Source organism: Candidatus Nitrosotenuis chungbukensis (assembly GCF_000685395.1).
Classification (GTDB): Archaea; Thermoproteota; Nitrososphaeria; order Nitrososphaerales; family Nitrosopumilaceae; genus Nitrosotenuis; species Nitrosotenuis chungbukensis.
The window spans coordinates 1-13085 of the sequence record NZ_AVSQ01000013.1; the positions used below are offsets into that span (position 1 = coordinate 1).

A 13085-nucleotide genomic window follows, 5' to 3' on the forward strand; every position below is an offset into this window, starting at 1 on the left:
GGGAAATGCGACTGGAAATCCTTAAAGTTTGTCAGGTATGCCCCCTGGAACCTGTATATGCTCTGGTCGTCGTCTCCGACAGCTGTGACGTTGCCGTCCTTTGCAATTAACTTGACAAGTTCAAGCTGTGCAAAGTTGTTGTCCTGGAATTCGTCCACAAGAACATGCTTGAACTTTTTTTGATACTTTGAGAGAACGCCCGGCTTCTTTTTGAAAAGCTCAATTGTCTGTATTACCATGTCGTCAAAATCAATCACCGCCTTGCTCCGCTGAAATTCTTGGTATTTGAAATAAACTTTGCATAAATCAGATAGTTTGAGAAGAAAGTCTCTCTCCTCATCTGAGATGTTTTTTTCCAGTTTTGTCCTTATGTATTTTTGAATCTCTTCAGGAGATATCAGCTCGTCTTTGAACGTGCTAATCCCGTCTATTATGGATTCTATGACTTCGACAGAGTTGTTTCCAATTTCCAGATACTCTAATTTGAAATCATCAATGTGTTTTAGGCCCCACACCAGCTGAGAGGATCTTTTGATTACACCAGATGACATCCCGATGCCTGAATCAAGAACATTGTCCTCGAGAATCTCTTTTGCAAAAGAATGAAACGTGCTGATTTCCATCTCCGTGATGTCTGTGAGTTTTTCGAGTCTTTGCTTCATCTCCTCTGCAGCTTTTTCAGAAAATGTAAGGCATAGAATTTCGGAAGGTTTTATTCCTGATTTTATAAGATGCATTACCCGCTCAATAATTACTCTGGTCTTTCCGCTTCCCGGACCTGCAATTACAAGCAGCGGGCTTCCCAAATGAGTAACGGCCTGCTGCTGTTCGGGGTTTAATGTTATGTTCAATTCTCACGCTTGATGAGTCAGGCAAATAAAAATAGTTGTTGCCAAGTCTTCATGTATTATATCAGAAATTCAGCGGCATGATTTCCCTCTTGCGTCATCTTTATCCATCTGTTTCTTCCAATTTTCTCAACTTCGATAAATCCCCACTGCTCTTCTAATGGCTGTATGATATTTTTATCAAGGCTTGCAAATCTGGCCTGTTCAAAGTTTTCTTCTCTGGCATTTACAGTAATCAGCTTGCTTTCCTCAGAAATCTTTGCCATTTCTTTCTTAGTTATTTTGCCGTTGTGATTTTTTACTATCTTTAATGCCTCGACAAGCTCGTGTTTTGGCTTGTGAATTTCATATTTTGGTAATTCAACCAAATCTTTTAACCCAGTTGACTGTTGTTTTCCCTGAGTTGCAGGATAGCTCTCAGGCTCTGCATAATATGGAGTGGTGTTGCTTTCTCTAAAAATCATGCATGCCATCATGCACGCAATTGCTTGAATCTTTGAACCTGAGGACACGTTTACGTAAATGTCATTGTTTGCTTCTTTTTCAAATATCTCCTTTACTGCTTTTAGGATCTGAAAGACATCCCCACGGTCAGATTCTGAGAATTCAACTTTGATCTTTTGTTTTTTGAACTCATTTGCGATTTTTTCAATGTATGGCCTAGCTTTGTCTTGCGCGGGATTGCTGTCGCGGATCAGCCAAATCTTGTCTGCCTTCATCCTTACAGCTGGGAGTACAATTCTGTCGATTTCAAAGCCGACAGGTGCTATGTGTATGCGTAATTTTGCCAGTTTACTCATAATAGTATGTACAGTATGCATACTATTGTGATGTTATATAATAATTTCTAATCCTCAATCATTTCATGAATCAAACAACAATGTATCCAAGAATAATCAGGGAGTTCGATGATGGCCCTGACGAAAAACCAATGATTTACGGAAGTAACTAGGAAATGAAGATAACCAGACTACTTCCAAAATTCCTTGCAAAGGAATACCAAAACTATTCTCTGAACAGACTGGAGGCACAACTAGAGTACCATGCCGGAATGGCAAGGGTGTGTGAGGAGATGATACGTGATGCCCGCAAAGAACTAGACTGGCTGGAGAGAAGTCCATGAGGCATACCCTCACAAGCGTCTCCCAGACCGCTGTAATCCAAAGTTTAGAGGATGAGCTGAGAAACCACCAACAAAAGTACAACTATCACAAAAGAATTGCTGACGGATACTGCAAAGTCATACAACAAACAGAACTAAAGCTGCAGGAAATCAAGAATGTGAGATACAATGCTGGATGAGGCAAAAATACGAAAATTACTAGATGACATTAGAACTGCCTATGAGATTGGATACCAAAACAACGATCTTGATACCGAGGCAGAAAAATGGGGCCAAATCCAGATTCTAGAGTGGATTTTATCAAAATGAACGCCAGTACAGTCAAGGCTGGCCACAAATAATGAGATCAAAGCTTATCTAATTCTCAATACATTTCATATCGTGCCTGACACAAAAAAGAAAATAAACACAACAAAAGATGATTATGATAAGGCCTTGGCTTCTGATGATCCTACAAAAATTAGCACCGCTGACTTGGAAAATCTGGCTAAAGAAGCCATGAGAAAATTCAAGTCGCTATGAACCCTGAATGGGTTGTTACCGGAATCATACTTTTTGGAGGAATGGCAGCTGCAGGATTCAGCTTGTATCTAAAAAGAAGAAAAGAATCTTTGATTTCCGATTCATTTTATGATATTCCACAAGATCTGGAAGAATCTGAAAAAGACAAAAAATAGCCTTCTCCTATGGAAAAACCAAACTAATTAGGCTGGATTAAAAGGCAGGATCATAATTGAATGATTTTATCGCGCAATGCAGGGCATGCAAGGCTAGAGTCACGATTCCCGATCAGGGGCCTTGCACGGACTTGGAGTATATGCAGTACATCGATGCATACCGCATTCAATGCAAATGTGGCAAAAATGATTGGGAACTCTTACAAAACTGAATTTCCTATTTCTTTAGGATTTTCTTGAGTCTGCCAAACACACCACTTGATCTATATCCCTCATCGAATCTGTTAAGACACAACTGACTGCAGAAATTCTTTGCAACTAGGATGTATTTTTTCGATACGATGTGTGACATGCACACATAATCATTACATCGGCTACATTTTTCTCTATGATTGGAACACATCACCGTCTTACACTCTGTGCATAACACAATGCTGCAATTTTTACATAAAGTTGCTCTGCATATGCCGCAAACGGTTTGAGGATTGTGTTTGTCGCAAAAGTTTTTCCTACAATCGATGCATACATGCGCGCATATCTCGCACAAAATATCTGAACATGCCGAACAGGGACGATTGTGTTTGTCGCACATGGTGGAATGGCACGTTAAACAAATGGAGTTAGTGTTGTACTCGCATGATTTGATTTGGCATTTTGACATTTCGTCCAAAATAACATCATCGTCGTCATACCCGAAATAGATTCTCTGATACGTCTTGTCTCCAAGGTTAAACTTGACATCCCAAACAGGCACGTAAATTAGATACGACCCGATTATGCGAACGTCATCTGATCTGGGCCTTACAATTTTTTGCCTTTGTCCGTTTTTTGCAGTTGTATAATGCGTCCTGATTTCATTTTGTGCGGCGATTTGCTCGCGCACGACTCGTATTACTTCTCTCTGATTTACAAACGATTCCGCTTTTTTAATTCTAAATCCTTTTTCCTGAACTGCTGTGTGCATTTCCGCATTTGCATAATATTTTATCAAATGTTTGAAAACTGGATCATTTTCAGGAACAATCGTGCCACGAACCGCGTCAACTATGACAGTTCCGGCGTCATTACTCTCTTTTGGTTTTCCAGCATTCTGATGCCGTGCTTGAACGTACAATCTGTAATTTATCACTAGGTACGGTTCTAGCTTTAGCGTAGAGTCTGATGGCACGAGATCATGGTTATTCATAATGTATCGCGGCGACTCGTTCCAGAAGTTAACTGGAAGCAATCTCTCGCATCCTACTGTGCGGCCTATTGCTACATCCTTTTGAGCACGCATCTCATCTGCAATAGTTCTCTTTTTGCTTGTAATGAGGCCCAGTCTTGTCTTAAAATAGTCTTCAATGTCAGTCGTCTGTTTGGAATATGCGAATTTTTTTAATCTTGCAATTTCATCATGGTCAAGCAAAACGATGTTTATTCCTTTTGTGTTTCTAACATGTTCTGCTCTTAGGGGCAAAGTGTTTGCAATATCTCCAGAAGAAGCAAATATTCCGTACTTTAGATTTTCAAATTCAAGCATTTCGACAAGATGGGAAAATTGCTCAGAGCCTGGCACTTGCCCGTGCCAGTCCTTGCATGACACCCCTATGATTTCCCCACTAGATGGTTCTTGTGCTAAAACATCCAAGTCTCCAATTTGTTTTCCCTTGTGCATTATTTTGTGTGGTTGTTCTTTTATCACAAAGTCGGCGCTGTGTAACATCAGCGCAATTTGAGCTTCAAACGATTCACCAGGTTTTGACAATCATATCATAACGGTGTCGTATCCAATAAAATTTTCTTTAGCATTGACAAATTGTGCCAACTATCTTAATTTTACACAACTATGAAACTAGATCAAAAGTAAATTTCACACAAAAGTTATCGCGCTGGAATATTATTTGATATTGCTAAGGGCTGTTCCTTTTTCCTTAGCTTCTTTCTTTAATTCCACTATCTGCTGGTTTACGTCCTCGATCTCTGCAATTAGCTCGTCTCTTTGTCTTACCAGAGTCTCGTAATGTGACTGGTAAAGCATGTTAAGCGATGCAGGTTCTGCCGATTTTTTCATTTCGTATTAAATGATGGATCTTCCTTATCTTAACCTTGGTAATGGAGCAAAATTGACGCATTAGTAGCAAACTATGCTGTTTTTTTAAAAACCCAAAAATACCAAATCAAAAGCACTAGTACTGTGAAGGCGCTTTATTTTGATGGCAAAAAACTTGTGATGAACGCTGATTATCCAAAGCCAAAACCCGGCGAAACCCTAGTCAAAGTTACTATGGCAGGAATTTGTGGAACCGACCTTGAGATCCTAAAAGGCTACATGTCTTATTCTGGAGTACTGGGACACGAATTTGTAGGAATAGTTGAGGATTCGCACAACAAAGAACTAGTCGGCAAAAGAATAGTGGGAGAAATCAATGCAGGGTGCAAGAACTGCGAGTCTTGCTTTTCAGGACTGGAGCGACACTGTCAGAATAGAACAGTTCTTGGAATATACAAAAGAGATGGGGCGTTTGCAGAATACCTTTCTCTTCCGGAAGAAAACGTTCACGTCATACCTGATTCAATATCTGACAAGCAGGCAGTGTTTGTAGAGCCGCTTGCAGCGGCATTTGAAATATTAGAACAATTGCATTTAGAGTCAAGCTGGAAAATTGCAGTTCTGGGAGATGGAAGACTAGCACAGCTCGTCGCACGAGTCCTGAATCTTTCGTACCGTAATATCACGTGCTTTGGACATCATGAGGAAAAAACAAAGCTTTTGCAGAAAATTGGAATTAAGACAAAGACTAGAATAGAGAATTCCGACGAACACTCGTATGATGTTGTAGTGGAGGCAACTGGGAGGGAATCTGGATTTTTGGATACATTAAAACTGGTAAGGCCAAGAGGAATCGTAATCCTAAAGTCAACCATAGCATCACAAAACAAGATTGACCTGTCTCCAGCTATAATAAATGAGATAACGTTCGTTGGTTCCAGATGCGGACCGTTTAGGCCTGCCATAACTGCATTGGCAACTGGTTTGATATCAGTTGATGATCTAATTGACACAGTATATCCAATTGACAGCTATGCCCAAGCCTTTGAGCATGCTGGAAAGCCTGGCGCCCTTAAAATCATGCTGAAAACATAAAATCAGAAAAGGCCGTACTTGGTCGATTCCATCTCTTCCTTTATGGCAAATTTTGCCTTGAGGTTTTTTTGTTCCATTTTCTGTGATAGCCATGAAAGGAATTTCTTCTCCAGCCCCTTACCCTTTAGGCGGGAAAACTCTTCTCCCTTTTGGTCTGCAAGTTTCTGCACTAGGCTGGATTTTACAGATATTACGTAAAAGTGCCATCCGAAGGCAAACTCTGAATCTGTCACAACAAAAGAGTCTTCTTCATGGACCATTTCTTCCGCTAGGGTGAGAATGGACGTGATTTCCTTGCTCGTCTTGTCATAGTCTGTAGCCGAGACGTTGATGTGTATTCTTTCCATGGTGTATGTATGGTATTTCAAAAATAAAAGCATCACTACTTGATTAGGTGTTTTACCTCTATGTTGAAGTAGTTCTTCATTATCTCCATGTAGTTTTTGACGGGTACCGGTATCTCCTCCGTACATGACAGGCCTAGATTTTTTGCATTTATCCAGATCAGGAGTGTTTGGAGTATGGTGAGAAATCTGTCATTTCCGGCATCTGGTGAGCCGACTGCCTTTGTGTATCTTTCAGCATGCTCCCACGCAGTGGAAAAGTCAATGCACTCTGTCTCAAATATCGCAATGAGTTGTTCCCTGAGATCTTTTGCCTCTTTAAACGGGGTCTGAAACATCAGATATGGAAAATCTATCTTGGCTGGCAAAAGTCCGGGCAGCGGATCAAATATTGTAATTATTTTGCAGTTTTTTAGATTCATGAATTTCTCCAACATCATCTCAACTATCCCTGTATCTGAAAACCAAAAAAGGATCACACTTGCGTCTGATAGGTCTGATTCCAAAATGTCCTGGCATCTGAATTCAGAGTTTTCAAGTTTTGCAATTTCCTCTGTCTGCAGAATCTTGTCCACATCAGAATCAATTCCAATCGCCTTTTTGACGCGAAACTCTTTTAGCGCAATCGCTATGCTGTTTCCAGTGCCGCATCCAAGGTGATAAAACGTATCATTCTTTCCAAGCTCAGCTAGTTTGAAAATGTCCCTGATTGAATCGTCTGATAGTTGAATTTCTTCTCCCGTGATGATGGAATCTGGGAGAGTTGAAATGTATTCCTCGATCTTCACAATATGCCTATCTGATTCAGAAATTTATTCCCTTATGCCTTCCAACGCGGATACTGCCTGCCATAGGGTGACTCGCACGTATGACGGCATGTTTGGGTCCTGTGACACGTCGTCAAGCTGACTGATTGCGTTTGCAGCTCTAACAGATATTGGATCTTGGCTTGCTCTGAGGCTTGAAATCAGGTCTGTAAGATTTTTTTTAATGTTCTTTGGGGTTGTCGGATTTGATACAACCTGTACTAGTGTCTGTATTGCCTGATCAAACGATGTTTGATTCTGAGCCTTTTTGTCTGCCATAACCGATCAATTATTGATATTGACTGGTTTAAAAAGTGTGCACTCAGACCTCTACAAAAACGCTGTCTGACTCTACAACTATTTGGTATGATTTTAGGTCCCTTATCTTAGCTGGAAATTTTTCAAGCTTGCCCGTCATGCAGTTGAACTTGGCTCCGTGCCAGCCGCATGTTACGGTTCCGCCTTCAAGCGTTCCATCTGCAAGGCTTGCACCGGCATGTGTGCATGTGTCGTCGCACGCATAATAGTTGCCGTCAATATTTGCAACAAGAATGTCGCGTCCATCTACTGCCACTTTTTGCATTGAGCCTGGAAGGATGTCTGATTTTTTCCCAACAATTATCTTTCCCATGTCTTGGAATGATTCTGATTCATTAATTAATTTACTGTGTGAATCGCACGGTGTTTTCTATTTTTCCAAGGTTCTGGATTTCCATCTCTATTTTATCGCCATCTTGAAGAAATACTGCATTTGGCTTGTTTAGCATCACACCTGCCGGCGTTCCAGTAGATATGATGTCTCCTTTTTCAAGTGTCATAACCCTGCTTAGCTTTGAAATTATGGCTGGAATCTTGATGAACATATTTGACGTGGATGAATCCTGCCTTGTCTTGCCGTTTATCTTAGTTGTGAGTTTTAGGTTTTGAGGATCTGTGATTTCATCAGCCGTTGTGATCCACGGGCCACACGGGGCAAACGTGTCAAATCCCTTTGCACGCCCAAATTGCTTGTCCTGTGCCTGAACATCGCGTGCAGAAACGTCGTTTAGAATCATGTATCCAAATATCGCGCTCATGGCATCCTTCTCATCTATGTTTTTACAGTTTTTCCCAATTACCAGTGCAAGCTCGACCTCGTAGTCAAGCTGTTTTACAAAGTTTGGGCAAATTATCTCAGAGTTTGTCCCGTTTAGCGTGGTTCTTGGGATTAACACTATTGCAGGATCCACAGGGGGCGACAAATTTTGCTCCTTTGCATGATCGATATAGTTGAATGCAAGACAAATTGTCTTTGGAGGATTTGGGATTGGCGCCAGAATTTTTGCATCGGACAAACTTGTTGCGTAATCTAGGTCTGGCTTTTGGGATATTACCTCGTCGTACCACCCGTCAAACAAAAATTCCTTGACTCCGATAGGTATGGGAATTCCAGTCTTTGCGATTATCTCCTCCTTTGTCGCAATTTTATTATCCCTGACAAATCCGTACGTCTCCTTGTTGTTTATCAAAAATCTGCCTATCTTCATGGTGTATCACTTGTGTGTGTAGATTGCCTGCAAAACCGAATCCTTTCTGCAGTACCCAAATCTTACAAATTGAATTTCCTTTCCCTCTTTTAGCTGTGAATAGTATGATTCTACAAATACGTCGATCTCCTCTAGGCTTTTTTCGTTGAATTGTTCTCCGATGAACAGCTGGCTTGGAATTAGAATTTTTATTTTCTGCGCGTCCTTTTGGACTACCCACTGGACCTTTGGAATTTGCGGCTTTAGTTCTTCTCCGGCATATTTTCCTTCTAGCGGTTCTGTCTTTGTTATCTGGACGTTTCCCAATCCCATGAGTCTCAACTCGTCTCCCGTTTTGAGATTTTTTATGTCTTCAGATTCTATGTACAGGTTCTCATCTAGGATAATCTCCCTTGTGCCGATGTCCTTTGTGGGATGGTTTGGCAGGGTAATGGCGCTTGGCATGCCTGAAATTTTCATTTTTGCAGGATTTCTGACCATGTGCAGTCTGATGCTGTCTGCATCTACGATTTTTCGATTAAGTGACTCAAGTGTGTCAAACGGGGCAAGCGTGTCTGCCTTTGTAAATCCCAAAGACAGGACAAATTTCCTAATTGCCTCAGGTGTGATGCCGCGTCGTTTCAATGCCTCCAGCGTTGGTAGCCTTGGATCGTCATATCCTGATACCTTGCATTCTTCAATTAGTGGCCGCAGGATTCTTTTTGATACTGGCATTCCCTCAAACCCAAGTCTTGAAAATTCTATTACCTTTGGCTTTCTCATCTTTAGTGCGTCTAAAATTGCATAGTATAACTCGTTTCTCAATTCGTACTCCTTGGTCCTAAACGCATGAGTCACGCCGTCAATGCTGTCCTCTATTGCGACTGAAAAGTCGTAGCTTGGCCAGACCCTGTACTTGTCTGCATGTATTGGATGCTTTGCCTCTATTATTCTGCACATGACGGGATCGCGCATGACCGTGTTTTCGGATTTCATGTCTCCGCGGAATCTTACTATTACTTCGCCTTGCTTGTATTTTGAAAACATTTTTTCCCATCTCTCTAAATTCTGTTCCAAATCGCCAAGGCTGCACTTGCAGGCTTTCATCTCCCTTCTGTTTGCGCTGACTGTCTCCTGCTTACACGTGCATAGATATGCAAATCCGCCGTTGATTAGCTCAAGGCATTTTTTGTATAACAGCTCCATGTCGTCTGACGTGTTTTTGACCATGTGGTACTTTACGCCAAGCCAATCAAGTCCCACCTTTATTGCCGCCCAATATTCCAGTCTTTCTGCCTCTGGGTTTGTATCGTCAAATCGCAAAATGAGTTTTCCTCCGTACATTCTGGCGTATTCCTCGTCAATTATTGCAGCCTTTGCGTGCCCAATGTGGGGGTATCCGTTTGGCTCGGGGGGAAACCTTGTGATGACTTTTCCCTGTTCTGCACCCTCAAGTGGGGGCAGTCCCTCACGTTCTTCTTTTTTTGGCTTTTCTGCCAAAAGATCAGGAAACTCTTTTGCAATTTCTGATTTTTGCTGCTCAAAGGGTATCTGGTTTATGGAATTTACTATGTCTGAAATTATGGGGGCAACTTCCTTTACAATCTTTCGCAATTCCGGAATGGTTCCTAGCGCCTTTGATAAAATGATCTTGTCCTGTGTTTTTCCTTCATGTTCTACTGCGTTTTGCAGCGCTAGCTTTCGTATCTTTTCTTTTACGGAATCATCCAACTCTAAAGACTCCTTTTTACAACAAAATCAAGCAGCGAGATCAGTTCCTTTTTTGCAGGGCCTGAATATGACGCCAGGGACTTGATTGCCTTTTCTGCATACCGCATCGCCTTGTCTCTTACATCTTTTTCAATTTCCAAAGAGCGCATTGCGTCAACTGCGTCGTTTATCTGCTTTTTAGTGGCCTTTGGGTTTCCAAAGACGTTTAGGATTATTCTTTTTGATTTCTTGTCTGCCTTTTGTATTGCAAGTAATATGGGAAGCGACTTTTTCCCCTCGCGCAAATCGTTGCCGACTGGCTTTTTTGTAATCTTTGGATCACCTAGCACTCCGATATAGTCGTCAGTTATCTGAAATGCCACCCCGAGGTTTTTTCCAAATGTTGCCAAATTTGAAATGTCTTTTGTGTTTCCCTTTGCGCAAATTGCGCCCATTGCGCACGATACCTCAAATAATGCAGACGTCTTTTTTTCAACCATTTTGATGTATTCTGATTCTGTTGGGATCTTTTTCCCTCCTGCCATTTTTATGTCAAGTACCTGGCCTTCGCACACATCCACGCACGCTTTTGCCAGCCTTGCCACCAAAAGACTTGATGTGGTTTTGTCCCTTACGTTGTCTATTGATATTATTTCAAATGCCTTTGAAAATAAAACATCCCCAGCTAAAATGGCAAGCGGCATGCCAAACTTCGTGTGAACCGTTGGAACGCCGTGGCGCATCTCGTCATTGTCCATGATGTCGTCATGGACAAGGGTGAAATTGTGTATCATTTCTATCGCCGCCCCCGCAGGTAGCGTGTCCCTGATTGAGCCGCCTAGCATCTGGCAGCTCTTTATCACCAAGTATGGCCGCAGGCGCTTTCCCCCGTTCACTATGAGGTGCGCTGCTGCAGAATACAGCTCGTCTGGTTTTCCGTCAATTTTTGCACTAAGATACCTGTTTACGACCTTTGCGTTTTTTGGCAGGGTGGCTGTCATTTGGCAAGCCTCCAGTTTTTCGTTGGAAAGTGATAGTTTAGTGATTTTTCAAGTGCTGATTTGAATTGGGGACCAATCCATTTGTCTAGAACCTGGCTGTGCTTTCTCATCATTTCTTTTTCGGATTCTGGAAGCAAATACAGCGCAACTACCATCCACGGACAATATATCTGTGGATTTTTTTCCATATCCGCGTATAACTCATCACTACTTGACCATCTTATTTCGCTGATCTCGTCTTCTACTAGTTTGGTCTGGAATGATTCTGGCACGTGGCCGATGAGCGTTCCGCAGATTTCGTTTTCCGATCCCACATCCTTGTATGGTACGTGGTACTCAAATTTGAACAAATAATCAAGCTTGCACGAGGCGCCAATTTCTTCTGGCAGTCTTCTCTCTGCCGACGAGACATACGTTTCTGATTTTCTTGGGTGGCTTGCAACCGTCCCGTCCCAATCGCCAGGCCAGAGCATTTTGGACTGGCTTCTGCGCGTGAGCAATAATTTTCCGTCCCTGTCAAATAACAATACTGTGAATGCTCGGTGCAGCTTGCCTCTTGGCAGGTGGCACTTTACTTTTTCCTCAAATCCAATCGGATTATCGTTTTCGTCAACTAGGATCAAAAATTCTTCTGCCATCATGCGCCTCTGAACATCGTTCCCTCGAATTTGCCTTTTACGGCATTGGTGATTCTTTCTGGCTTGTTTCCGTTTACAAAAAAGACATCCAGTCCCATCTTTGAAATTCTTGTTGCCTCCTCCACTTTTCTTTTCATGCCGCCTGTAACATCCATTGGTATGTCTTCTATTGAAACTTGATCTCCGTCCATCTCATGGACTAGTCTTTTCGTCTTAAAATCAGAGTACAACCCGTCCACATTGAGCACAAATATTGACAGCCTTGGGCGCAGAATCTTTGCCAGAATGCTCATTATTTTATCGCCGGATAAAATGTATGACTTTTTTGCTCCATACCAGAGCGCGTCCCCGTATGATACTGGGACGAGTCCTGACTGGGCGATTTTTGAGATCTCCTTGATCTTTTTTGTGATTGGCCTGTTTCCGTCCATAAAGTCAGTCGGAGGTAGGCAGTAAGGGTTTAGCTTGTTTTTGATCAGCAAATCCAAAATGATTTTGTCAAGCTGGATCATCGAGTTTTTTACTACCGATACCCCGTGAAGGGAATATTTGTCGGGCTTTGTATGCATGTCATATTTTACAGACCAGTAGTGGCCAAACGATCCTCCTCCGTGAACAAGTATCATGGGCTCGTGGATTTTTTTTAGCTGTTTTGAAATTTTGTCTATTGTGGAAATCCTTGGGGAGAGCGGCTTTTCCTTGTTTGTGATGATGGAGCCCCCAAGCTTGATGAGAATCATATTTTTCATCGAAATTTAGTCAGTTAAAAAGTATCTGTGATGCAGATGGCAAATTTTTTGCAATCCATGGTGCAGTCTAACCAGTTTTTACTTTGATGATGCCTTTGTCAATCAAGTACGTTATCGCGTTAATCACTTCGTCGTCTGAAACTTTTCCCTCTCCATACCAGATGAAAATGTTTCTTACCCAGCTGGGAATTTTTTTCTGGCTATTCACTGGAGACGTATCGATTTTACCCTCAACGGACTCCTCTTGGCTTTCAGCTATTTCCAGTTCTGCATAATACGCGCTGCGCTGGATCAATTTTTGAATCCTGTCTGCTCCCTGATACTGCCAAAGGGCATCAGAGTACAAATTTGCACAAATTCTTGCCTCGATACTGTGCTTTTGTTGTTCAAGCCATTTTGCCTCCCCATACAGGTGATATCTGGCGTTTTCCTCCTCGCACCACTGTATGCCGTTCTCAGTAAGCTTGCTTCCTGCAAAAAACGAGGTGGCGCCAAAAACTGTGGAAACAGAGGGCGTCAGGACAATTATGCATAGAATTATTGCGGTGCACTTCATG

General features: G+C 42.0%; 20 protein-coding genes. 6 read left to right on the forward strand and 14 right to left on the reverse strand.

Annotated elements, in window-relative coordinates; genetic code table 11:
• The coding region (locus tag NKMY2_RS03805; RefSeq protein ID WP_042684823.1) for an ATP-dependent helicase at window positions 1-851 on the reverse strand (851 nt) is incomplete at its 3' end.
• A gap of 56 nt (window positions 852-907) precedes the next feature.
• The gene (locus NKMY2_RS03810; protein ID WP_238549762.1) at window positions 908-1648 is read right to left on the reverse strand and encodes an HFX_2341 family transcriptional regulator domain-containing protein; all 741 of its coding nucleotides are present in this window, start codon (window positions 1646-1648) and stop codon (window positions 908-910) included.
• A 155-nt stretch (window positions 1649-1803) separates the two neighbouring features.
• Between NKMY2_RS03810 and NKMY2_RS10720 the strand changes: the two genes are divergently transcribed.
• From NKMY2_RS10720 to NKMY2_RS10870, 5 genes are all read left to right on the forward strand, one after another.
• Window positions 1804-1971 (forward strand): hypothetical protein, encoded by a 168-nt coding sequence (locus tag NKMY2_RS10720; RefSeq protein ID WP_157832440.1) that lies wholly within the window; start codon window positions 1804-1806, stop codon window positions 1969-1971.
• Window positions 1968-2150, forward strand: coding sequence for a hypothetical protein (locus NKMY2_RS03815; RefSeq protein WP_042684828.1), 183 nt, complete (start codon window positions 1968-1970; stop codon window positions 2148-2150). Before NKMY2_RS10720 ends, NKMY2_RS03815 begins: the two co-directional genes overlap by 4 nt.
• Window positions 2140-2280, forward strand: coding sequence for a hypothetical protein (locus NKMY2_RS10725; protein ID WP_157832441.1), 141 nt, complete (start codon window positions 2140-2142; stop codon window positions 2278-2280). Before NKMY2_RS03815 ends, NKMY2_RS10725 begins: the two co-directional genes overlap by 11 nt.
• 72 nt (window positions 2281-2352) lie before the next feature.
• Window positions 2353-2493: a hypothetical protein gene (locus NKMY2_RS10730; RefSeq protein WP_157832442.1), complete on the forward strand. Its 141-nt coding sequence runs from the start codon at window positions 2353-2355 to the stop codon at window positions 2491-2493.
• Window positions 2490-2648, forward strand: coding sequence for a hypothetical protein (locus tag NKMY2_RS10870; protein WP_177316511.1), 159 nt, complete (start codon window positions 2490-2492; stop codon window positions 2646-2648). Before NKMY2_RS10730 ends, NKMY2_RS10870 begins: the two co-directional genes overlap by 4 nt.
• A gap of 217 nt (window positions 2649-2865) precedes the next feature.
• On the opposite strand, the gene NKMY2_RS03820 is transcribed toward NKMY2_RS10870, so the two are convergent.
• Window positions 2866-4395, reverse strand: coding sequence for a restriction endonuclease (locus NKMY2_RS03820; RefSeq protein ID WP_042684831.1), 1530 nt, complete (start codon window positions 4393-4395; stop codon window positions 2866-2868).
• Between the two features lie 132 nt (window positions 4396-4527).
• The gene (locus NKMY2_RS10740; protein WP_157832443.1) at window positions 4528-4701 is read right to left on the reverse strand and encodes a hypothetical protein; all 174 of its coding nucleotides are present in this window, start codon (window positions 4699-4701) and stop codon (window positions 4528-4530) included.
• A 123-nt stretch (window positions 4702-4824) separates the two neighbouring features.
• Between NKMY2_RS10740 and NKMY2_RS03825 the strand changes: the two genes are divergently transcribed.
• Complete coding sequence (locus NKMY2_RS03825; protein WP_042684834.1) at window positions 4825-5775, forward strand: MDR/zinc-dependent alcohol dehydrogenase-like family protein; 951 nt, start codon at window positions 4825-4827, stop codon at window positions 5773-5775.
• A gap of 2 nt (window positions 5776-5777) precedes the next feature.
• On the opposite strand, the gene NKMY2_RS03830 is transcribed toward NKMY2_RS03825, so the two are convergent.
• From NKMY2_RS03830 to NKMY2_RS03875, 10 genes are all read right to left on the reverse strand, one after another.
• The gene (locus tag NKMY2_RS03830; protein ID WP_042684836.1) at window positions 5778-6122 is read right to left on the reverse strand and encodes a hypothetical protein; all 345 of its coding nucleotides are present in this window, start codon (window positions 6120-6122) and stop codon (window positions 5778-5780) included.
• 35 nt (window positions 6123-6157) lie between these two features.
• Window positions 6158-6907, reverse strand: a complete 750-nt coding sequence (locus NKMY2_RS03835) for a class I SAM-dependent methyltransferase (protein ID WP_042684839.1) — start codon at window positions 6905-6907, stop codon at window positions 6158-6160.
• A 24-nt stretch (window positions 6908-6931) separates the two neighbouring features.
• Window positions 6932-7204, reverse strand: coding sequence for a stationary phase-response protein (locus NKMY2_RS03840; protein ID WP_042684842.1), 273 nt, complete (start codon window positions 7202-7204; stop codon window positions 6932-6934).
• Window positions 7205-7247: 43 nt separating this feature from the next.
• The gene (locus NKMY2_RS03845) at window positions 7248-7556 is read right to left on the reverse strand and encodes a Rieske (2Fe-2S) protein (RefSeq protein ID WP_042684845.1); all 309 of its coding nucleotides are present in this window, start codon (window positions 7554-7556) and stop codon (window positions 7248-7250) included.
• Window positions 7557-7587: 31 nt separating this feature from the next.
• A complete protein-coding gene (locus tag NKMY2_RS03850) occupies window positions 7588-8451 on the reverse strand; it encodes a fumarylacetoacetate hydrolase family protein (protein WP_042684849.1) in 864 nt (287 codons plus the stop codon).
• A gap of 6 nt (window positions 8452-8457) precedes the next feature.
• Complete coding sequence (locus tag NKMY2_RS03855) at window positions 8458-10161, reverse strand: glutamate--tRNA ligase (RefSeq protein ID WP_042684853.1); 1704 nt, start codon at window positions 10159-10161, stop codon at window positions 8458-8460.
• A gap of 2 nt (window positions 10162-10163) precedes the next feature.
• The gene (locus tag NKMY2_RS03860) at window positions 10164-11141 is read right to left on the reverse strand and encodes a polyprenyl synthetase family protein (RefSeq protein ID WP_042684856.1); all 978 of its coding nucleotides are present in this window, start codon (window positions 11139-11141) and stop codon (window positions 10164-10166) included.
• Window positions 11138-11779: an isopentenyl-diphosphate Delta-isomerase gene (gene idi, locus NKMY2_RS03865; RefSeq protein WP_042684859.1), complete on the reverse strand. Its 642-nt coding sequence runs from the start codon at window positions 11777-11779 to the stop codon at window positions 11138-11140. The genes NKMY2_RS03860 and idi overlap by 4 nt, the downstream gene beginning before the upstream one ends.
• Window positions 11779-12519 (reverse strand): isopentenyl phosphate kinase, encoded by a 741-nt coding sequence (locus NKMY2_RS03870; protein WP_042685173.1) that lies wholly within the window; start codon window positions 12517-12519, stop codon window positions 11779-11781. Before NKMY2_RS03870 ends, idi begins: the two co-directional genes overlap by 1 nt.
• 76 nt (window positions 12520-12595) lie before the next feature.
• Window positions 12596-13084, reverse strand: coding sequence for a hypothetical protein (locus tag NKMY2_RS03875; protein ID WP_052347503.1), 489 nt, complete (start codon window positions 13082-13084; stop codon window positions 12596-12598).
• Window position 13085 lies beyond the last annotated feature (1 nt).